Genomic DNA, 19555 nt, shown 5'->3' on the forward strand with positions numbered 1-19555 from the left:
ATTTTTTTATTTTTTGAAAGCGGAAACTATGTAAAGGCAACCCGAAGGCTGCCCCAGGCATCAAGCCTATCCTGTTTACACAGGTTCATTATCATCTTCATCGACGGAGCTATCTTCATCGTCGTCCTCAAACTCCGGATCGTACCCATAGTCCTCGTCATCGTCCACATAATCAGCATCTGGGTCAGGCTTTGCCGCTTCCTGTGCCTTCTTCTTTTCCTGGACTTTCTTAAATACGAAGAATCCACCACCACAGGCAAGCACAATCAGAGTAAGAATCGCCGGGAGCATATTTGTGGATTTCGGCTTTTCCTCCGGTGTCGGTTCTGTAATTTCAGGAACTGTTTCAACTACTTCCGGCTTTGTTTCCTCAACCGGCTTGGTGAACTCTGCAACTTCTTCCTCGTCCATCAGCTTGAGCAGGTCGGCTTCATCCACCTGATTCAGAAAATGCACGGTTTCCTCGCCCTTATCATCACGGTCAATGATGATATAGAAGTAGTTTCCGTTTTTGGTTACAGCGGTAATGAACTGCTTTCCGCTTTTCGTAGGCGAGCCAGCGTCATCAACCAAAGTCAGATTGCCGTCGGGAGTAAGCGGTAGCATCGGCTCCTCCGGCTCTGTTTCGGGAACTTTTTCTTCGACCGCAGGTTCTTCAGTCGCTACGCTTTCATCTACATAGGCAAATGCCGTTGTAGAAAACACGCCAAAACACATTGCACACGCCAGCAATGCGGCTCCAATTTTCTTAAATCTCATTCTGCGTTTCCTCCTCATTCATAGTATTGATCGTATCAGGCTTCGGAGCCATATCCGCAGCAAACATACGGAGCAGCTCGGAAAGCTGTTCGGGATTCAGGTTCGCAGCATGAACCATCTCATGGATTTCGGAATTTTCCTCCTCACGGTATCTGCGTTCCAGGTCTTTCACCTTAGCATCCCATTCTGCCCGTTTCTTACGGGCTTTTTCAAGGTCTGCACCTATTCTGTCTAACTTGGCACTCAATCGCCATCCCTCCTTTAGTTTCTGATTCTGCCGAAGCAGTAAAAATGCTGTTGCCAGTAATTCGATTCGATAGAAGCGTAGGAAATGGGGTTTCCGCAGTGGATCATCATACCATTGCCAACATAGATACCAACGTGTGATGCACCGGAGGTATCATAAGTGCCTTGGAAGAAAATCAAATCTCCCGGTTTGGCAGAGCTTTTCGGGATAATGTCGCATACGCCCATCAAACCGTTTGCGGTCAAACGACCAACACTCCAACCGTTTCCGCAGTGATTGATTACATAGGAAACAAATCCGGAGCAGTCAAAGGAGGTAGACGGGCTGCTGCCGCCCCACACATACGGGTATCCCAGATATTTTTCAGCTTCCCGAATCATATTGGCAAATCTTGTGTCTGTCAGCGCTTCGCCCGGAATATCATAATCGGTGTACTCGCCGCCAGGGGTGGCGTAAATGTCATTTCCGAAAATATCCGGTCTGTTGCCCCTTGTCTGAAGCAAAATTCTATATCGCTCCATATCATCTTCCGACAAGCCGGAATTTGAAATCACACTGTTCAAGCCCTTATTTCTGAGCTTCACATTCAGAATATAATATTCGTAATCTTCTTCCTCTGTTGTTGTCTCTCCCGTTTCGGGATCAGTAGAAGATGTTGTTCGTGTACGAATCTCTACTACTTCCGTCAGGGTCAGCTCATATTGTTGCTCAAATAGCCATTGCAGGGTAGCCTGCACCTCATCTCTGGTGTAATCCTCAAACTTCACCGTCAAATACGCCGCCAGCTCATAAGGATTGTGGTTGATTTCATCAAGGTCATACCGGTACTCGTCATATCCGCTATGAGTACGCTCGATATTATTGATTTTATTGCGGAGCGCAGCTTCCAAAGCCTTGTAATCATTGTCCGCACCAATAATATCTTCCTCTTTTGCAGTAAAAGAAGTTCCCAGAATGATCTGTGTGCCGCCTTGGAACATAGCCGAACAAGACGAGAACATCCCTGAGAGTATCATAAAAAGCAGTCCGGCAATCAAAACAAACAGAATCGTTTTAGAGTGTGTGGTGCAGAACTCCGTTACTCTTTCTGTGATGTTCTTGGCTCCCTGAGCTGCTTTGCCCGTTGCCTTGCCTGCACCCTTAGATGCAGAAGCCGTTGTCGAAGCGGTATTCTTACCGGCTTTGGCGGCAGCATATTCTTTCTTGATTGCCCTTTTCTGTTGCCAACGGGAAAAGGGATTGGAACCGGCATCGGGGTTGTCCTTTTTGAACTTCTCATACAGGGCATTTACATTTGCTTTATCTGACTTCTCAACCAGCTTTTCCGCCTTGTCGTAGGCTTTCAGCTTGTGACTGTAAACGGCATGATCGACGGTATAGACAGTGGATTCAACAGCCTTGGTCGTTTCCTGCACAGCCTGAACGCCGATATTATCATCCTCATATTCTGACACCGCCCGATGTGCTTTGGATGTGAGCGTGACTGCGGCACCACGGCTTGCCATGTGCTTTGCCACAGATGGGCGCTCGATTTCCGTAAACTCCGCTTTTTCAAAACGGAGCTTTGCTTTACGGGAACCGGCTGCATCTGTTTCCAGCTTTAGCTTCGGCTTTGCCTTTTTAGAAGCCAATTTGTCTGCCGCTTTTTCAGCCCTATCAACCGCCTTATCTGCACGGTCGGCAGCTTTCTTCACATGAGAATCTGCAAGGTCATCTTCGGTAAAACGGAGTCGTGTAGGTCTTTTCGCCATACATTACGCCTCCTTTTCCTGTGCCACCTCGTTTAACTTCGTGGTCATAATGCGATACAGTTCCAGATCTGTCGGGAATCGGTCAATGAACGGCAGAATCACATTGCCATAGAACAGAAGTCCTTCGCCCTCACCGGAGTTGGTTACATAGGACAGCTGATGCGGCGAAATGTTCAACCGCTGTGCCAGAATACTTCGGTCATCGCTTGCCTGATTCAGCATATAGATGAAATCAGAGTTTTCGAGGATGTTGGCAATCTCCGGGGAACGAAGCAGGTCTTTGACATTCTGAGTAATACCGGTCGGCAAGCCGCCCCATTTACGGAATCGCTTCCAGATTTCTACGGAATAGGTTGCCGTCTGTTCTTCCTTCAGAAGCAGATGGAACTCGTCAATATAATATCTGGTCGATTTACCGGCAGAACGGTTGGCAGTTACACGCCCCCAGACCTGATCCTGAACGATCAGCATACCGATTTTTTTCAGCTGATTGCCCAGCTCCTTAATGTCGAAGCACACCAGACGATTCTGAATATCCACATTGGTTCTGTTGTTAAACAGTTTCAGAGAACCCTTAACATAGATTTCCAAGGCGGTCGCTACATGGTGGGCTTCCTTTTCGTCCTGTTTCAGAAGGGCATCATACAAATCCTCAAGGATCGGCATATTCTCAGGGGCAGGATTGTCGAAATATCTCTGGTAAATCTGATGCACACAACGGTCGATAACCGTCTTTTCGATAGGCTGCAAGCCATCCTTACTGCCCATAATCAACTCACAGAGGGACAGGATAAAATCAGCTTTCAGTGCTACCGGGTTGTCATCCTCAGAGTAGTTCAGGTTGATGTCCATAGGGTTGATATAGTTGGTACTGGAGGAGCTGATTTTTACCACCTGACCATTGAACTTGTGAACCAGAGCCGCATATTCCGCTTCGGGGTCGCAGATGATAATATCGTCATCCGTAACCAGGAACGCATTGGTGATTTCACGCTTTGCGGAAAAGGATTTACCGGAACCGGGAGTACCCAGAATCAGTCCGTTGGGGTTCTTGAGCTTCTTTCTGTCCACCATGATAAGGTTGTTCGACAGAGCATTCAGCCCGTAATAGAGCGTTTCTCCACCATTCTGGAACAGCTCCTGCGTGGTGAAAGGCACAAAAATAGCCGTGGAACTGGTAGTCAGGCCACGACGAATCTCAATCAGGTTTTGTGCCAAAGGCAGGCTGCTCATCAGTCCGGATTCCTGCTGAAAATCCAAACGACGCAGATTGCAGTTATGCTTCTGGGCGATGCTCTGTGCCTGGAACACATTGTTCTCCAGTTCCTGCTCGGTGCGCCCGGTGTTCAGCACCAGAAATGTCACCATGAACATTCGCTCATTCTGGCTCTGCAATTCTTTCAGAAGTGACTTCGCATCTTTACCATAGGTAGCAAGGTCAGATGGGATAATGTCCATGTCATAGCCAGAACGCACAGCCTTTTTCTGTTCCTCGATTTTGGAACGGTCAAGCTCGGTGATGATTCTCTTGATGGTCTTAATCGCCGCAGTCTGGTCAACCGACTGGATGTGCATGGTCACGATCTGCGTGGATTCCATATCCAGAAAATCCGCCAGCATACGATCAGACAGGTCTGATGCCGTAATTGCCAGATAAGACATCGAACCGAAGATACTGCCCATCTGGAAGGTGCGGTTGGTCTTAAAGGCAAACGCCGTCGGAGCAATGAAGTCCTTTACGGACAGCCCGGATTCCACAAGATACTTCCAATCGAAGAAGAACTTATCATTATCACCCATGTGGAACATAGAGTGCATCAGATGCAGCCGCTCTTTGCCGTTCATGGTAGTGGCAATGACACCCAAACGCCGAAAGTTATTGAGCAGATCGTTTTCGATATGGTTGAGTCTCGGCTTTGCCTGCCGCATGGATTCGGCTTCAATGCCGAATGTCAGGTACTTGGTTTTGGTCAAGCCGTTGTTGCCCTGCGCCAACTGCTTTTTCAGCATCTGGCTATACTCGGCACGGACGGGATTGAAGCTGTCCTTCTTGAACGGGATACGGATACTCTTTTCAAAGCTTTCAGCATCGGTACTCAGGTTCATAAAGGAAAGCTCAAAGTGAATGGAGCTGTCAAAGAAATTCAGGAAACTGCACCACTCATCGAAGATGGCAGTCTTATCTTCCTGCTGTGCCAGCTGATAGTTGATGTCCTGAAACTGAATGGTCTTGGTGTAATAACTGTCAGTGACACGGCAGATGCCATCCGGGAACATTCTCTGAAAGGGAATGGACTGCTGTGCAGTCTGCGGAATACCGTTGTCCTTCTTTGCCCGTTCCACAACAGCTTTAATTTCTCGCTGCTGCTTCCGATTCAGATTTGCAGGCATTTTGATGTTTCTTGCCTGTGGCTTCTTTTTGAAAAACAATTCGTTCAACCTCCTTTTCCAGTTTGTACTGACGCATCAAAGCGTCATAATAGTTGTCCGTCTGATAAGGGCGAACCTTGGGACGAACGAATTTGGTCTGAATGAAGTGTTCTACAACCACTTCCAACGGCTGACTATCCTTTTCATACATTGCCAGAAAGAACAACGGTAACATGACGATCATCATGGACAGTGCTGCAAGGCTCACATTTCCGGTTGCTTTGACCAGAAAGAAAATCGGCACTCCGATGAGCGCCGCCGCACCAAAGCAAAGTAACTGCCGTTTCGTCAGATTGAAGAACACTTTTGTTTTTACCCTCGTCAGGTCACGAGGTACGGGAATATACGCTGCCAAACAATTTCCTCCTTCCCTTAGTGAGCGCTGAATACACCCTTCGCAAGCGAACCAGTCTTAAACAGGGTGAAGCACAAAAGGACGGTGTAGCCCATAACACCCCAGATAGAACCGATGATGTCATCACTGAATGCGATAGACTGAATCAGCACCGCATAAATGCCCACGCAGATCATAATCAGGAATCCCTGGAATCCGATTGCAAACAGCGAACGCAGATAATTCTGTCCGATATTGCTCTGTTCTCTGTTTCCAAAAGTGGAAAGCGGAATCGGGGCAAGGCTGACCATCAGATAAATTTCAATCATTCGACCGTAGACGATCACAAAGATGATGATTGCCAAAGCGGACATCGTGACCTGCACGATAAAGGATTGCAGGAACAAGCCGAGCAAAGGACCCAAATCCATTGCCATCAGCGTTTCTTCCATTGTTTCCAATGCCGAAGCATCTATGGCAGTATTTCCGGATATGATACCGGCGCTTGCGTTTATAACGTGCTGTGTCACATCAAACACAGCCATCGTGATATTGAATGTGTTTGTGATTAACATGACCGCAACAAAAGTCTTGAACACCCATTTGAAGAAGATCCAGGTTTCAAAATTTGCCAGATTGTTGTGGTCAATAATCATCTGAATTAGCTCATAACAGGCAATGAAGGTCAGAATCAAGCCTGCGATTGGGATAATCACTGACTCGGAGATGTTTCGTACCATGGCAAAGACACCCGGCGAAAAATTCGCCGGGGTCATGCCAACGGAGGTTGCTATCTCGCCAACCTGGTTGTTGACGGACTCAAACATCCCCGACAGATTTCCCATAATAGCTGAAACGAGCATTTCTTTCAGCCAGTCTGTGATCTGTTGGAGTATGCTGTCCAAAGGCGATTACCTCCTTGTTTTGTGATTAACCGAACAGTCCGGAGAGCAGAGGTACAAGGGTGGTGCCGATGAGGGCAACACCGCCGCCAGCCATGAGCTGCTTCATGCCCTGGGACTTTGCGCCGGGGTTATCGTTGCCGTAGCCCTCAAGCAGATTGATTGCACCCCAGATGCCAAGACCTGCGCCCAGAGCGATAACGAGAGTCTGAAGAACGGTTACTGCGCTATTGAAAAATGCCATAATATTTTCCTCCTAAAATTTGAAATTGTTTTGAGAATAGAAAAAGCCCTCCGTACTACCGGCATCAAAACCGGACGGAAGGCTTAGTTTACGAGAATCTTTTCAAGGAACTCCTCGACGGTTATCACGCCAAGTTTCTGTTCCATTCTGCTTCTTGCATATTCAGTTTCACAATCATATATATCACCACCACCTTTCATAAGAAACAGCCAATACATTGACTGCAACAAATCTTCACGAGAAGCACAGATTGTCGGTGAAAAAACGACAGGTGAAACCTTCAGAACCTCTGCGAGTTTCGCTGTGGTTTCTGCATTAGGGGTTCGAGCGTTTTTCTCATACTGAGCAATACGGACATCCGCTGTTTTCTCGGAATACCCCATCAGGAGTCCAAGCTCTTTCTGGGTAAGGCGGCGAAATCGTCTAACGAACTTCAATCGCTGCCCAATAGAGGTATCCGTGATCCACCAAGTCATTTTTTTTACACCTCGCTTTCTGCAAATTCTCGATATACAACCTCATTTTTTGCTCTGCGCTTGCCTACGGCTTCACTGGGAGCAAGGTCAGGGTAGGTTGCCTGCACTTTCTGTCTGCTTCTGCGGACAGTTTCAAACCCCGGAAAGCTGCGTCTATCCAGTTCCTTCAAAAACACAGGAACCGTCATGGCATGAATGTCGATGCCACGCAGACCGGAATAGTGTTCCAGTACCATCAGGTACAAATGATTGTCGGTATTTCTTGCCTTGTGGTCGTGTTCCAAGATGTTCTTAACCAGGGCAGATACCGTTTTCAGATTTTCCAAACAGAAACCTCCTTAATCCGCATCGACTACCACAAACTCATCACCTGCCTTGAGCTTCAACCTTCGACTCAGAAACTGCTCAATGTTGAACTCATTTCTCTTATCAAAGTCTGATGTGTACTTATAATTGGGGTGCTGCGTCAGATCGTACTTGTCAGAAAGAAACGGTCTGACACCACGCAACTGCAAAATACACTTGCTGCCATCCAGAACCGCAAGCTCATCTACGCTCGCAAGGTCTTTGCCTAACTTCTGATAATTCAAGCCGTAAGACGGGCTGTTACCTCTGGTGTTGGAGGTGTTGTAGGTGTCGATAGTTTCTTTTCCCAATGCCTGATTCAGTTCTTTGAGCGTGGTTGGCTCAGAACCACCCAGGAAAATTCGGGAATCCATGTTGCCGATGATGGTATCGGCATTGTCTTTATAAATGGCTTTCAGCTGTGATTGTGCCTGGAGAACAAGGCAAGCCGATATTTCACGGCTTCGGATTGTCGCTACCAGTTTTTCCAGATTGGGAATCTGACCGATGTTTGCCATCTCATCAATCAAGCAGCGCACATGAACCGGCAGTCTGCCGCCGTACACATCATCTGCTTTCTCGCACAACAAGTTGAACAGCTGTGTGTAAATCATGGAGATCAAAAAATTAAACGTCGCATCCGTATCTGACATAATCAGAAAGAGCGCCGTTTTCTTATCTCCGAGAGTATCCAACTGCAACTCGTCATAGGCAGTCACATCTCTGACCTCCTGAATATCAAAAGGAGCCAGACGAGCGCCGCAGGAAATCAAAATCGACTTAGCGGTCTTGCCGGCAGCCAGCTTGTATTTTTTATACTGACGGACTGCAAAGTGATTCGGCTTTTTCTTTTCCAGGGCTTCAAACATCAGATCCACCGGGTTCTGGAACTCCTCATCATCTTCCCGCACCTCCATTGCGTTCAGGAACTCAATCAGGGTGGAGAAATTCTGTTCCTCAACCGGAGCTTCATAGTGGATATATCCGATCAAGGCACAGTAGAGCAGCGTTTCCGCCTTCGTCCAGAACTCATCACCGGCTTTTCCATCACCCTTTGTGTTGGCAATCAGCGTTGTCACCAGTTTCAGAATGTCTTTTTCTGAATGGATATAGGCAAATGGGTTATAGTGCATCGACTTCTGAAAGTTGATGGTGTTGAAAATCTTGATGGTGTAGCCATGCTTCAAAAGGGCGTTGCCGCACTCAATCACGATGCTGCCTTTCGGGTCAGTGACCACATAGGAACTGTGCATCTGGAGAAGGTTTGGCTTCAACCAAAAGCGAGTTTTACCGGAACCCGAACCGCCGATAATCAGAACATTCTTATTTCGGGCATTGGCAGGATTCTTCGGGCGATTGCTCATCATCAGCCGCTCCGTTTTCGTCAGGATCACATTGTCCTCGAACTTTGGTGCAATAAACGGCTCAATATCTTTTGCCGTTCCCCAACGAGCAGAACCGTACTCAACATTGTGTCGGTACTTCTTTGCGTTTTTGCCTTTTAGATAGACAGCCAGCCGAAGTCCTGCGCCGCAGAGAATACCAATCAGCAAATCCAACGGGTGAAAGCTGGGAAACGGATTGTTCAGGGCTATCGGAAGGGCATGAAAAAAGCTGAGGATTTTCGCAGATGAATCTGCCCCCTCAGCCAATCTCCATGCTTCTCCTAAATTCGTAGCGAACAACCCTACCAGAAAATACGGTAAATTCAGAATCAGGAGCTTTTTCATTTTTCTCTTATCCATCACAGATCACGCTCCTGTTTCTTCTCTCGAACCTTCTTCGGAATCGCTGCGACAATTTCCTTGAACTTCTTCAGCTGCGCCAGAACGCTCGGCTTTTCATTCTTGGTTAATGCCCTTGCCTGATGTTCCTTGCAGATTGCATCCAAAGCATCTGCATCTTTAGAACGGACAAAAACAAGAAACCGGGGAGGATCAACGGACTTATCTTTTCTTACGGCAAAGTCCACGCCATACTTCTTGGCGAGCTTTTCAAAATCACGGATACTCTCTTTGTCGATCTCAACATTCGTAGCACCCTGATTCTGTCCCAAAAGCTGTTTCACGGATTGCTTTCCATGAACGGCAGGGTCTCGTGCCTTTTTCATCTTCACTTTTTCCCGGTGCTGCAAATACTTGCGGATACCGGCAATGATAGTGCGCCCCGTCAGCTTGGTTGTGCTGATCGCCAGGTTTACTGTTCTGTTTTCAACTTCTTCCTGCATGATTCATCACCTCCTGCAAGCAGTAGAGTGAACAGATTATCGTGCCATATCTCTGTGGTCGTAATACAGATTGCCCTTGGCAACTGCGGCATGGCTGATAATCTTGATATTGCCAGCTTTCTGGTTATCCAGAGCCTTCTGATAACCCACATCGCTCAAATACAGGCGATTTCTTTCGCCTTTCCAACCGACAGGCGATTCATCGGTCAGCACATCGAAAATAATCATGTGCTTGGTGGCGTCATCAAATCGTGCCAAGTCCATATAGGTATGTCCCTGGTACTCCTTGGCACCATCCTGAATCCGCTTTCGCTCCATCAGCTCTCCAATCGTCGAATTTCTTTGCATAAGAACCTCCTTACAGAACATCTCGGTCAGGGTTACTTTTGTGGGGAACCGAATCAGCTTTGACAGGTGCATCTTCTTTCTTCACCATGTCATCCGGCAGGGGAAGCGCCATAATGCTGCGCCCCATGCGTACAAAAGTCTCAGGCTGATGAAAGTGTTCCTCAAACTGCTTCATCAGTTCCGGGGACAGAGAACAAAAATCATCCTCGCCCAATCCCACAACCAGAAAATCACCGGCGATAATGTCATAAATATCGCCGTCATCATCACGCAGCGCACGGTTCAGTTCTTTGCCTACGAGTTTACCTTCGTCGTGCATCACCAGTGCAACCGGCTCATTGAACGGATAAGTTGCCTCAATATCGCCACCTACGGCTTTCTGCAAATCCTCCAGCTCACAGCCGATCTGCACAGCCTGCGGATACATGAACGGCTTTACCAGCAACACATTCATGGTATCTGCCTGTTCTTTCTGAACCTCCCGTTCCTCGGTCGTGCCGAACGCAACACCGGTAAAGTTTTCGGAGTCCAGAATGTACTCCGAATTGTAATAAGCGGCTCTAACCTGTTCCTCTGCCGCATCGTGAGATTCTGCTTGCACCGTAACCGTTTTCTCCAAGGTTTCGGTGATCTTCACATCGTATTCTTTCAAGTTTCGATACCTCCGTTTCTTTGGAAATAAGAAAAGCGACCATCCATGAACCTGTTACAGTTCATAAATAGTCGCATCCACATCGGCTAAAAGCTCGAACAAGCAAATATCGTCCAGTTCGCAAATCAGGGAACCCATGTCGAAGAAAATATCGTCCTCGCATTCCACCGTAGTAACCACGCTGCGGTGTTCGTTAAGACAAATGGCTTCTTCCTTGTCCATCGTGATCGTAGACATACAGGACACCACATAGAATGTCATATCTTCTGCTAACCACAGCTCCTTGCTCTGAATCGTGCGAACTTTTTCATCGCCGCTCATATCTTCTACATAGGACAGAAGCCGCACGGCTCTGCTGTTCAGAAGTACCTTTCCCTGATAGTCGATACCCTCACCAGCAGAGGACAATACTCGATACTCGCTAATCATCTCGGCATTTTTCTGAAACGACTTTGCCAGAAGCGCAGGAGAAATATCATCGAACTCCTCACTGTAGTTTACGAGCATATCTACCATATAATCAGGATCGCAAAGGTCGTAGAGTTCTTCCAAAGCGCCCTGAATGTTTTTGGGTGTAAACATTTTTTACCTTACCTTTCCATTGATTTTTCTCTTTTTTTCTGCCATTGCTCCAAAAGCTGAATGATTTTATCCTCCATCTGCTTGTTGGTATAGGACTTCGGGAAGTATTTTCGCAACGAATCCGTTTTGAAGGTTACTCTGTCCAGCTCTCCCTTCTTGATTTCATTCATAATCTCGCACATCGCATCCAGCGTACACTCGCCCTCCTGTGCGAGCTTTTTAATTCGCTGTGCTTGCGAAAGGGAAGGAGCTGCTTGAGCATAATCCATTGCAGAAAGAAAATCCTTCTGTTCTTCACTTGCCAGATAGGAAAGCTCCACCGCAGGATTGAATTTGATCTGACCCGTATCTACCATATCCAGCAGTTCCGGAATCAGTTCGGTCAGACGGATATAACGGTGTACCTGATTTCTGCTTTCTCCTGCCTCCTGACCGACTATATCCATTGCCTGCAACTTCATCCCAACTTGGGATGAAGTTAAATCGGTGCGTTGACCTTGATGTTTAATCGCATCCAGCTTCATCTTATAAGCAAATGCTCTTTCACTCGGCAGGATACTCTCCCTCTGCAAATTCGCATCAACCATCAAAATAATGGCTGCATCATCGTCCAGGTCACGAACAATCGCAGGCATGGTTTCCTTACCCGCAAGCTCCGATGCCCGGTGCCGCCTGTGACCAGAAACGATTTCATAACCACCGTCGGGGTCAGGACGGACAATCGCAGGAGTGAGAACTCCGAAATCTCGGACGCTCTCTGCCGTTTTCATCATTTCTTCATCATCAACCACACGGAAGGGGTGTCCCTCAAAGGGGTGTAGCTCAGAAAGCGGAATTTCCTGCACACGCTCCTGCTGGGCTTCAGCTCTGGATTGATCGGTGGAGAAAATATCATCGTACCCCTTCAAGCTGATGTTTGCGCCTTTTTTCTGCATTGTTTAACACCTCCTTCGTCAGAATTTTATAGGCTTCGGCAACTTTGCCTTTGGGATCATGCTTGAAGATACTGGTTCCCTCTGCGCTGATTTCCTCTGCACGGACAGAGCGGGGAATGTCGGTCTTGTAAACCTTCAGCTTTCCGCCGTAGCTCTCCCGAATCAGATTGCTGATGTCTTTGGAGTAGTTGGTGCGGCTGTCCACCATCGTCAGAAGAATCCCTTCAATCCTCAGTTTCGGGTTGATTTGCCTCTTGACCTTGTTGATGGTTCCAAGCAGCTGTTCCAGACCCTTTGCAGGAAGGTATGCTGCCTGAACCGGTATCAGCACATTGTCGGCAGCTGCCAACGCATTGACGGTCAGCATACCCAAAGACGGCATACAGTCAAGAAGAATGTAATCATAATTCTGTTTGACTGTATCCAGGTATTGCCGGAGAATGGTTTCCCGGCTCATGGCATTGACCAGTGCTACCTCCATACCTGAGAGTTCGATGTTGGACGGCACCAAATCAACGCCCTCCGGATGATGAAGAATCCCTTCATCGGGAGTAATAGGGTTTTCCATCATAATCTTTCCCATCAGATCGGAAAGTGTCGGAGACAGATCATCCGGGCAGGGATTGCCCAAACTGACCGTCAGGGAAGCCTGGGGATCGGTGTCTACCAGAAGCACCTTTTTTCCTTCAAGAGCCAAGCCAACGCCCAGATTCTCGGTGGTGGTGGTCTTTCCAGTGCCTCCTTTCTGATTGACCACCGCAATGATGGTTGCTTTTTTCGACATTTATCGTCACTCTCCTTCCTCTCGCTTCATTTTCAATTTCTTAAATCCTCCTTCCAAATATCCGTGTGACATATCGTGCCGAACAAGAGCATCGTAGTAGGTGTCTATTGTCGTCGGCGCATTGTATATCGTAGTCAGCATATACTGACGGATATTTCTAATCTTTGTGGTGTTCTCCTTGAAGCAGTCCATAACATATCGAATGTGTTCGGCATTCAGTTTCATAAACCGACTGCGGACAATTTCTGCCGGACGCTCCTCTGCACCAATGCGAATCAACGGTCGCTTCGTGCAAACTGTTTCAACGATCAACTCCAGAATGTTATCCAGCATTTCGGAATCGTAAGGGTAATCCTTCTTCAACAAATCCATACTGAGCTGATCCGAGAAATAATCAAAGTATTCTTGATACCGGTCATTCTCGTCCATCATTCCACCATTTCCGGAAGGAAAGATAGAATCAGTATCACTAAATTCAGTATTTTTAATATCAGTATTATTACATTGTGATTTCGGAAGTTCTTGAGTTGTGATTTCCATTGTTCCAGAATTGTGATTTTCACAATTCAAGAGTTGTGAATCCACAGCAGAGATAAAGTTCTTCACATAGATCAGGTTGGGCTTTCCCAAACCCTGGCGCTTACGTTCAATCAATCCTGCTTTCTTCTCAAGTTCACTGAGCAGCTTGATAGCCTTTTGTTCAGCACAGTTCAGAGCCATCTTCGCTTCGTCGATTGTAAAAATGATATACACTCTACCGTTTTTATCTATCCAACCATTCTTGGCAGACAGGCTCATGCGGTCAAGCAAAATGCCATACAGCATCTTGGCATCGGCAGAAATATTCCAGAACCTCTCGTTCGTGAACAACACCTTCGGAACTCGATAGAATGTGAATAGATCGGATTGCTGACCGTAAAAATAATCAAAACTCACACGGCTTCACCACCTTCTTTCTGCGGAAAACTTTCTGTTGTCAGCGGAATGCTGCGGAAAGTCGTATCCGTCTTTTCGTAAGGACATCGGGCAAAATAGTAGAAGCGGTATTCCTGTTCATACACATCCATATCAACGAAGCCCCACTTCACGCATAACCTTCTTCGTACACCAACCAATGCACGGGTGATCTCGCCCATAGGGACAGCCATCACATTCCGACTTGGGTTTCGGCGGCAAAGAGATTAAGTAGTAGCAATTATTTCTACCCAGACGGCAGCCCTTTCTGCCATTCGTCCAGAAGTAGCAGTAATGACAGTCGCTCGGCTTGTCTGCGGTATAAACAGGCTTGCTCAAATAAAACACCTCCAATCTCTTGTATTTGCCCATGGGTTTGGGCATAAAAAAAGAGCGCCTATCCATCCCCAATGCGGGGCAAATAGACGCTCTATGTACATAACGATATTTAATTTTATCTGCTATAACTGCATGGTATTCAAAACATCCGCCTTTTTTGATTAGCTGGATTTTTGGCACGATTTTGGGGCTGATTAGCAGGAAGGGCATTTTCATTAGCAAGAACAGCCCGTTTTCTGCTAAAAATTAGCTGGCGATTTTGTCTTATAACAACCGTTCGATTCTGGAGGGGTTGTCAAAAATCAAATTTTGGAGTAGAATTTTATCTCATACAGTGAAAGAGCTTTTTCGTAGCTTTTTATATAAGAAAAGCCGAAAACCCTTGAAAACAAAGGCTTTCGGCGTTGTTCACTGGCGTCCATAAGAGGATTTGAACCTCCGACCCCACGCTTAGGAGATGGACCCAGTGCATATATTCCCTATCAACAGGGATAAAGAAAATGCAGTTATATCAAGGCTTTTCTCCATGTTCTCTATAAACCTTGTACAAGCAAAATCAAGCAAAAACAAAGGATTTTAGCCCCCTATTGTTTGCACTCTGTTTGCAAAGGCGCGAAATTTGGCGTTAGCCAAAAGTTCAATTCCCGTCGAGACTTAATTATATTCATGGTATCGTGGACATAGTTTACCATACATAGAGGTTCATTACAAGAGGTATTGAGCCAGTGAAAGTGCCTGTTTTATCTTTCTCAGGAAAGGTAAAGCAGGCACTTTTTTTCATATCTAAACTTAGAAAGAAATGAGGTGAAATCATGAATACACAGATTATTGCCATAGCCAACCAAAAAGGTGGTGTCGGCAAAACAACCACTTGTGCCAATCTTGGAATTGGTCTGGCGCAGTCCGGGAAGAAAGTCCTTCTGATTGACGGAGACCCACAGGGAAGCCTGACCATCAGCTTGGGCAATCCTCAGCCTGATAAGCTGCCCTTTACACTGTCAGACGCTATGGGCCGTATTTTGATGGATGAACCAATTCGTCCCGGCGAGGGTATCCTGCACCACCCTGAGGGCGTAGACCTGATGCCTGCGGACATCCAGCTATCTGGTATGGAGGTATCTCTGGTAAACGCTATGAGCCGAGAAACCATTCTGCGACAATATCTGGACACGCTGAAGGGGCAATACTCCCATATCCTTATTGATTGCCAGCCCTCCCTGGGTATGCTTACGGTCAATGCACTGGCTGCCGCTAATAGGGTTATAATCCCCGTCCAGGCAGAGTATCTTCCAGCTAAAGGTTTGGAGCAGCTTTTGCAAACTATCAATAAGGTTCGCAGACAAATCAATCCCAAGCTGCAAATTGATGGGATTCTGCTGACGATGGTAGACAGCCGAACCAATTTTGCCAAAGAAATCTCCGCTCTTCTGCGCGAAACCTATGGCAGTAAGATCAAGGTGTTTACATCAGAAATTCCTCATTCTGTCAGGGCTAAAGAAATCAGTGCTGAAGGAAAAAGCATTTATGCCCATGATCCTAATGGCAAAGTGGCTGAGGGCTACAAAAATCTGACGAAGGAGGTATTGAAACTTGAAAAGCAGCGCGAAAAAAATAGAGCTGGCCTCAGTAGATGACCTGTTTTCTACAGAAGAAAGTCGGCAAGACGAGCAACTGGAAAAAATTCAGGAAATTCCCCTATCTGAACTGCATCCGTTCAAGGATCACCCCTTCAAGGTCAAGGATGATGATGCAATGATAGAAACCGCAGACAGCATCAAAAAGTATGGTGTGTTGGTTCCTGCGATTGCCAGACCACTGCCTGATGGCGGTTATGAGCTGGTAGCCGGTCACAGACGCCGCAGAGCCAGCGAATTGGCCGGAAAAGAAACCATGCCTGTCATTGTGCGCGACTTGGATGACGATGCTGCCACAATTATTATGGTTGACAGCAATTTGCAGCGAGAAAATCTGCTCCCCAGTGAAAGGGCTTTTGCCTACAAAATGAAGCTGGAAGCCATTAAACATCAAGGAGCAAGAACAGACCTGACTTCTGTTCAAGTTGAACAGAAGTTGAGCGCCAGAGACCAGGTGGCAAAAGAAGCCGGTGAACGAAGCGGTATCCAGGTAATGCGATATGTTCGTTTGACTGAACTGATTCCAGAGCTTTTGGATATGGTGGATGAAAAGAAAATCGCATTTAACCCAGCCTATGAACTCTCTTTTTTGAAACCGGACGAACAGCAAATGCTGGTGGAAACAATGGACTATGAGCAGGCTACCCCTTCTCTCTCTCAGGCTCAGCGAATGAAAAAGTTCAGCCAGGAAGGGAAATTGTCAGAAGATGTGATGCTTGCCATCATGTCAGAGGAAAAAAAGGGTGATCTGGATAAAGTGACCTTGAGCAGCGATACCTTGCGAAAGTATTTCCCCAAAAGCTATACACCGGCCAAAATGCAGGAAACCATTATTAAACTGCTGGAACAATGGCAGAAAAAACGCCAACGAGATCAGGAACGATGAAGGGAGAGCCTATGAAAGATATTGCAGCAAGGGAACTGAAAGGCCACAACATTCTTGCAGTGGAGCGATTTTGGGACAGCACTTTCTGGATGATTGAGTTTACTGTCTTGCGCCCTACTGCTTATGGAGAACCTGGTGACGAAATGAGGCTTTTTCTCACAGAGGACGGGTATCAGTCAGCTCTGCAAAGCCAGCAGCGTCGAGAAATCAAAATTAAGAGATATGCCCATGTTATTGAGGGGCATATCCTCGACTTCAAGCCTAAAAAACACCGTCGTTCATAACCGATACAACGAAAGGAAAGGAATGAATATGTGTACTGTAAGAGAAATCCGAGAAGCTATTCAAGAAGATTGCCGCTCACAGCGTGATATGGAATCCACCGAGATTGATCGTGTTTTTCAAACCTTACCATTTTCTCAGGAAAGGGATCTGTTTGATAAACCACCAATGCCAAAACGCCCCTACCGACGCAAGAAAAAAAGATACAGACAGACCCTAACCGCTGCCACAATTCTTTTATGAATTGCGGCTTTTTTCATACCTGAGAAATGAAAGGAGTGAAGTAAATGGCTGTTTTTCGTGTAGAACGCACTGGCGATTACACGGTTATGAGCAATTTTCATCTAAAAGACAAACGACTTTCTTTGAAGGCAAAGGGTCTCTTGTCGCAGATGTTATCTCTGCCTGATGACTGGGATTATACGCTGTCAGGACTCAGCTATATCAATCGAGAAAGCAAAGATGCAATCCGCTCTGCTGTCAATGAGCTTGAAACAGCCGGATACATTCGGCGCAGACAGACAACTGATGCTTCTGGTAAATTCGCAGCCAATGAGTATACCATTTTTGAGCGTCCCATCGAGGGAGAACCGATGTTGGATAAGCCGTTGTCGGAAAACCCGATAACGGTAAACCCGTCAGCGGTAAATCCGTTACCGGAAAATCCAACACAATTAAATACTAAGAAATCAAATACCCAAAAACAAAATACTCATGGATCAAATACCGATTCCATTCCCTTCCGGGAAACAGCGGCGGTAATACCGCCGGAACGGAAAGGAAGGGATGCGATGTCTGTCACAGAGATAGAAAATTATCGGGAATTGATTTTGGAGAATATCGAGTATGATTGTCTGAAGCAGCGTTATCCTCTCTACCTGGATGACCTGAATGAGATCGTAGAGCTGTTGGTAGAAACGGTCTGTGCCAAACGAAAGACCACCCGGATCTCTGGTGCGGACTTTCCTCATGAAATTGTACGCTCCCGCTTTTTGAAGCTGGACAGCTCTCACATCGAGTTTGTCATGGACTGTCTGCAAAAGAACACCACCCAGGTACACAACATCAAGCAGTACCTGCTTGCAGTGCTGTTCAACGCTCCTACCACCATGAATAACCACTACACTTCACTGGTAAATCACGATATGCACGCAGGCGGCTGGTAATCAGCCGCTTTTGTATTACACCAAAGGAGGCACAGCATGAATCAGATTGAAATTTTCAATAGTCCAGAGTTCGGAAGCATTCGCACTTTGGAACAGAATGGCAAAGTATTATTTTGCGGTACAGATGTGGCAACAGCGCTGGGATATACCAATCCACGCAAAGCCGTCCGCGACCATACCAGGGGTGGAACGAAATGTTCCATAGGGGTCCAGACTGGGAAAAAGGCAGATGGAAGCCCCGCGGTACAAATGGTCGAAATGCTCTTTATCCCCGAAGGTGATCTATATCGTCTGATCGCCCATAGTAAACTGCCGTCAGCGGAACGGTTTGAACAATGGGTGTTTGATGAAGTTCTACCTGTCATTCGCAAGCACGGAGCCTATCTCACAAAAGAGAAGTTGTGGGAGATAGCCACTTCTCCGGAAGCTCTGATAAAGCTCTGCTCCGAGCTGCTTGCTGAGCGGGAAGAAAATGCGTCGCTACGAGAGGAAAATGCCCTGCTGGAGAGTAAGGCAGCCTTTTATGATTTGTTCATCGACCTCAATCACAGTACCAACCTCCGCACCACCGCCAAAGAGTTGCTTGTCCCGGAGCGTCGGTTTGTCCGTTTCCTTCTGGAAAAGCGTTTTGTGTACCGCACCGCATCCGGTAATGTACTGCCCTATGCAAAGCCAGCCAATGAAGGACTGTTTTGTGTCAAAGACTACTGCAATCACGGGCATATCGGCTCCTATACGCTGATAACCCCGCAAGGCAAACTCTACTTTGCTCAGCTGAGAGACATGATTTTGATGGTTGTATGAGAGTGGGAAAGGAAGTGAGTTTTATGCCAGAAGGCAAAACAATCGGTCAGCTGATGGAAGAAATGCGCCAGAAAGCTGGAGCGCAGAACTATCACGGCCATGACTACATGGATCTCCAGCGATTTGCTGAGAACACCCGGCACATGATTATTTTTGATGTGCTGACGCATGACTCCCCGGTGGGCTGGAAAGGTGAACGAACCCGCCTGTTTTTGTCAGATAAGGGCTATGAAAAAGCTCTGGACAGTCAGGCAAAGGGACAGATCAAGATTCTCAGTCATGCAAAGGTCAGAAATGGAGATTTGCTCTATGACCGTTCTGAGCAAATTCGTTGAGGGCGGTTCGATGAAGAAATACCTTCTCCGGCGGCTGGTGGTCCCGCCTTAGAAATAAATGCACCACCCCTGCACATTTTGTGGAAAGACCTGCTAACAAAAGTCAAGTAGAAATTTCAGGTTTTGGGAGCAGCGAAAA

25 protein-coding genes are annotated in these 19555 nt (G+C 46.8%); 7 read left to right on the forward strand and 18 right to left on the reverse strand.

What is annotated here, in order from left to right; translation table 11 throughout:
- Window positions 1-75: 75 nt before the first annotated feature.
- The 18 genes from DWV16_RS01910 to DWV16_RS01995 form a co-directional block, all read right to left on the reverse strand.
- A complete protein-coding gene (locus DWV16_RS01910; protein ID WP_002578950.1) occupies window positions 76-759 on the reverse strand; it encodes a DUF4366 domain-containing protein in 684 nt (227 codons plus the stop codon).
- Window positions 749-1006, reverse strand: a complete 258-nt coding sequence (locus tag DWV16_RS01915; protein ID WP_002304378.1) for a DUF4315 family protein — start codon at window positions 1004-1006, stop codon at window positions 749-751. Before DWV16_RS01915 ends, DWV16_RS01910 begins: the two co-directional genes overlap by 11 nt.
- A gap of 14 nt (window positions 1007-1020) precedes the next feature.
- Complete coding sequence (locus DWV16_RS01920) at window positions 1021-2757, reverse strand: C40 family peptidase (RefSeq protein WP_002304377.1); 1737 nt, start codon at window positions 2755-2757, stop codon at window positions 1021-1023.
- A 3-nt stretch (window positions 2758-2760) separates the two neighbouring features.
- Window positions 2761-5148: a VirB4-like conjugal transfer ATPase, CD1110 family gene (locus DWV16_RS01925; protein ID WP_002588967.1), complete on the reverse strand. Its 2388-nt coding sequence runs from the start codon at window positions 5146-5148 to the stop codon at window positions 2761-2763.
- Window positions 5108-5542, reverse strand: a complete 435-nt coding sequence (locus tag DWV16_RS01930; protein WP_002304375.1) for a PrgI family protein — start codon at window positions 5540-5542, stop codon at window positions 5108-5110. The genes DWV16_RS01925 and DWV16_RS01930 overlap by 41 nt, the downstream gene beginning before the upstream one ends.
- Before the next feature lie 17 nt (window positions 5543-5559).
- The gene (locus DWV16_RS01935; protein WP_002304374.1) at window positions 5560-6426 is read right to left on the reverse strand and encodes a VirB6/TrbL-like conjugal transfer protein, CD1112 family; all 867 of its coding nucleotides are present in this window, start codon (window positions 6424-6426) and stop codon (window positions 5560-5562) included.
- A 25-nt stretch (window positions 6427-6451) separates the two neighbouring features.
- Window positions 6452-6667, reverse strand: coding sequence for a Maff2 family mobile element protein (locus DWV16_RS01940; RefSeq protein WP_002576404.1), 216 nt, complete (start codon window positions 6665-6667; stop codon window positions 6452-6454).
- An 83-nt stretch (window positions 6668-6750) separates the two neighbouring features.
- Entirely contained in the window at window positions 6751-7143 is a 393-nt protein-coding gene (locus DWV16_RS01945; RefSeq protein WP_002304334.1) for a helix-turn-helix domain-containing protein, read from the reverse strand.
- Between the two features lie 5 nt (window positions 7144-7148).
- The gene (locus tag DWV16_RS01950; protein WP_002304332.1) at window positions 7149-7469 is read right to left on the reverse strand and encodes a hypothetical protein; all 321 of its coding nucleotides are present in this window, start codon (window positions 7467-7469) and stop codon (window positions 7149-7151) included.
- 12 nt (window positions 7470-7481) lie between these two features.
- On the reverse strand, window positions 7482-9233 hold the full coding sequence (locus tag DWV16_RS01955) for a VirD4-like conjugal transfer protein, CD1115 family (protein WP_002588968.1): 1752 nt from the start codon (window positions 9231-9233) through the stop codon (window positions 7482-7484).
- Window positions 9233-9715 (reverse strand): PcfB family protein, encoded by a 483-nt coding sequence (locus tag DWV16_RS01960; protein WP_002304320.1) that lies wholly within the window; start codon window positions 9713-9715, stop codon window positions 9233-9235. The genes DWV16_RS01955 and DWV16_RS01960 overlap by 1 nt, the downstream gene beginning before the upstream one ends.
- A gap of 36 nt (window positions 9716-9751) precedes the next feature.
- Window positions 9752-10063: a DUF5720 family protein gene (locus DWV16_RS01965; protein WP_002304317.1), complete on the reverse strand. Its 312-nt coding sequence runs from the start codon at window positions 10061-10063 to the stop codon at window positions 9752-9754.
- A gap of 10 nt (window positions 10064-10073) precedes the next feature.
- A complete protein-coding gene (locus tag DWV16_RS01970) occupies window positions 10074-10715 on the reverse strand; it encodes a DUF3846 domain-containing protein (protein WP_002588969.1) in 642 nt (213 codons plus the stop codon).
- Between the two features lie 54 nt (window positions 10716-10769).
- Entirely contained in the window at window positions 10770-11297 is a 528-nt protein-coding gene (locus DWV16_RS01975) for a hypothetical protein (protein ID WP_002304315.1), read from the reverse strand.
- A gap of 8 nt (window positions 11298-11305) precedes the next feature.
- Window positions 11306-12232 carry a ParB/RepB/Spo0J family partition protein gene (locus DWV16_RS01980; protein WP_002304314.1) on the reverse strand — a complete coding sequence of 309 codons (927 nt, stop codon included), beginning with the start codon at window positions 12230-12232 and terminating at the stop codon, window positions 11306-11308.
- Window positions 12189-13016, reverse strand: coding sequence for a ParA family protein (locus DWV16_RS01985; protein ID WP_002304313.1), 828 nt, complete (start codon window positions 13014-13016; stop codon window positions 12189-12191). The genes DWV16_RS01980 and DWV16_RS01985 overlap by 44 nt, the downstream gene beginning before the upstream one ends.
- A gap of 6 nt (window positions 13017-13022) precedes the next feature.
- The gene (locus DWV16_RS01990) at window positions 13023-13952 is read right to left on the reverse strand and encodes a DUF6017 domain-containing protein (protein ID WP_002304312.1); all 930 of its coding nucleotides are present in this window, start codon (window positions 13950-13952) and stop codon (window positions 13023-13025) included.
- On the reverse strand, window positions 13949-14152 hold the full coding sequence (locus DWV16_RS01995) for a hypothetical protein (protein WP_223385014.1): 204 nt from the start codon (window positions 14150-14152) through the stop codon (window positions 13949-13951). Before DWV16_RS01995 ends, DWV16_RS01990 begins: the two co-directional genes overlap by 4 nt.
- 969 nt (window positions 14153-15121) lie before the next feature.
- Between DWV16_RS01995 and DWV16_RS02005 the strand changes: the two genes are divergently transcribed.
- From DWV16_RS02005 to DWV16_RS02035, 7 genes are read left to right on the forward strand one after another with little or no spacing between them, the layout of a single operon-like run.
- Window positions 15122-15943: a ParA family protein gene (locus DWV16_RS02005; RefSeq protein ID WP_002569249.1), complete on the forward strand. Its 822-nt coding sequence runs from the start codon at window positions 15122-15124 to the stop codon at window positions 15941-15943.
- A complete protein-coding gene (locus DWV16_RS02010) occupies window positions 15900-16829 on the forward strand; it encodes a ParB/RepB/Spo0J family partition protein (RefSeq protein WP_006059569.1) in 930 nt (309 codons plus the stop codon). The genes DWV16_RS02005 and DWV16_RS02010 overlap by 44 nt, the downstream gene beginning before the upstream one ends.
- A gap of 11 nt (window positions 16830-16840) precedes the next feature.
- Complete coding sequence (locus DWV16_RS02015) at window positions 16841-17113, forward strand: DUF5720 family protein (protein WP_007862445.1); 273 nt, start codon at window positions 16841-16843, stop codon at window positions 17111-17113.
- Between the two features lie 28 nt (window positions 17114-17141).
- The gene (locus DWV16_RS19490; protein WP_020225675.1) at window positions 17142-17354 is read left to right on the forward strand and encodes a hypothetical protein; all 213 of its coding nucleotides are present in this window, start codon (window positions 17142-17144) and stop codon (window positions 17352-17354) included.
- A 44-nt stretch (window positions 17355-17398) separates the two neighbouring features.
- The gene (locus DWV16_RS02025) at window positions 17399-18277 is read left to right on the forward strand and encodes a DUF6017 domain-containing protein (protein WP_006059572.1); all 879 of its coding nucleotides are present in this window, start codon (window positions 17399-17401) and stop codon (window positions 18275-18277) included.
- Between the two features lie 36 nt (window positions 18278-18313).
- Window positions 18314-19081: a BRO family protein gene (locus tag DWV16_RS02030; RefSeq protein ID WP_007862442.1), complete on the forward strand. Its 768-nt coding sequence runs from the start codon at window positions 18314-18316 to the stop codon at window positions 19079-19081.
- 23 nt (window positions 19082-19104) lie between these two features.
- Window positions 19105-19416 carry a DUF5720 family protein gene (locus DWV16_RS02035; protein WP_008723307.1) on the forward strand — a complete coding sequence of 104 codons (312 nt, stop codon included), beginning with the start codon at window positions 19105-19107 and terminating at the stop codon, window positions 19414-19416.
- The last annotated feature ends 139 nt before the right edge of the window (window positions 19417-19555 follow it).

Origin of the sequence: Anaerotruncus sp. AF02-27, from assembly GCF_003465835.1 — a bacterium.
In the GTDB taxonomy this organism is placed as follows: Bacteria; Bacillota; Clostridia; order Oscillospirales; family Ruminococcaceae; genus Anaerotruncus; species Anaerotruncus rubiinfantis.

Coding starts and splice junctions, on each gene's coding strand:
- DWV16_RS01920 (WP_002304377.1), bottom strand. CDS start 2,757: ATGGCGAAAAGACCTACACGACTCCGTTTTACCGAAGATGACCTTGCA.
- DWV16_RS01945 (WP_002304334.1), bottom strand. CDS start 7,143: ATGACTTGGTGGATCACGGATACCTCTATTGGGCAGCGATTGAAGTTC.
- DWV16_RS01980 (WP_002304314.1), bottom strand. CDS start 12,232: ATGCAGAAAAAAGGCGCAAACATCAGCTTGAAGGGGTACGATGATATT.
- DWV16_RS01925 (WP_002588967.1), bottom strand. CDS start 5,148: ATGCCTGCAAATCTGAATCGGAAGCAGCAGCGAGAAATTAAAGCTGTT.
- DWV16_RS01960 (WP_002304320.1), bottom strand. CDS start 9,715: ATGCAGGAAGAAGTTGAAAACAGAACAGTAAACCTGGCGATCAGCACA.
- DWV16_RS02030 (WP_007862442.1), top strand. CDS start 18,314: ATGAATCAGATTGAAATTTTCAATAGTCCAGAGTTCGGAAGCATTCGC.
- DWV16_RS01985 (WP_002304313.1), bottom strand. CDS start 13,016: ATGTCGAAAAAAGCAACCATCATTGCGGTGGTCAATCAGAAAGGAGGC.
- DWV16_RS01995 (WP_223385014.1), bottom strand. CDS start 14,152: ATGGGCGAGATCACCCGTGCATTGGTTGGTGTACGAAGAAGGTTATGC.
- DWV16_RS02035 (WP_008723307.1), top strand. CDS start 19,105: ATGCCAGAAGGCAAAACAATCGGTCAGCTGATGGAAGAAATGCGCCAG.
- DWV16_RS02005 (WP_002569249.1), top strand. CDS start 15,122: ATGAATACACAGATTATTGCCATAGCCAACCAAAAAGGTGGTGTCGGC.
- DWV16_RS01975 (WP_002304315.1), bottom strand. CDS start 11,297: ATGTTTACACCCAAAAACATTCAGGGCGCTTTGGAAGAACTCTACGAC.
- DWV16_RS01955 (WP_002588968.1), bottom strand. CDS start 9,233: ATGGATAAGAGAAAAATGAAAAAGCTCCTGATTCTGAATTTACCGTAT.
- DWV16_RS01910 (WP_002578950.1), bottom strand. CDS start 759: ATGAGATTTAAGAAAATTGGAGCCGCATTGCTGGCGTGTGCAATGTGT.
- DWV16_RS01965 (WP_002304317.1), bottom strand. CDS start 10,063: ATGCAAAGAAATTCGACGATTGGAGAGCTGATGGAGCGAAAGCGGATT.
- DWV16_RS01940 (WP_002576404.1), bottom strand. CDS start 6,667: ATGGCATTTTTCAATAGCGCAGTAACCGTTCTTCAGACTCTCGTTATC.
- DWV16_RS19490 (WP_020225675.1), top strand. CDS start 17,142: ATGTGTACTGTAAGAGAAATCCGAGAAGCTATTCAAGAAGATTGCCGC.
- DWV16_RS02015 (WP_007862445.1), top strand. CDS start 16,841: ATGAAAGATATTGCAGCAAGGGAACTGAAAGGCCACAACATTCTTGCA.
- DWV16_RS02025 (WP_006059572.1), top strand. CDS start 17,399: ATGGCTGTTTTTCGTGTAGAACGCACTGGCGATTACACGGTTATGAGC.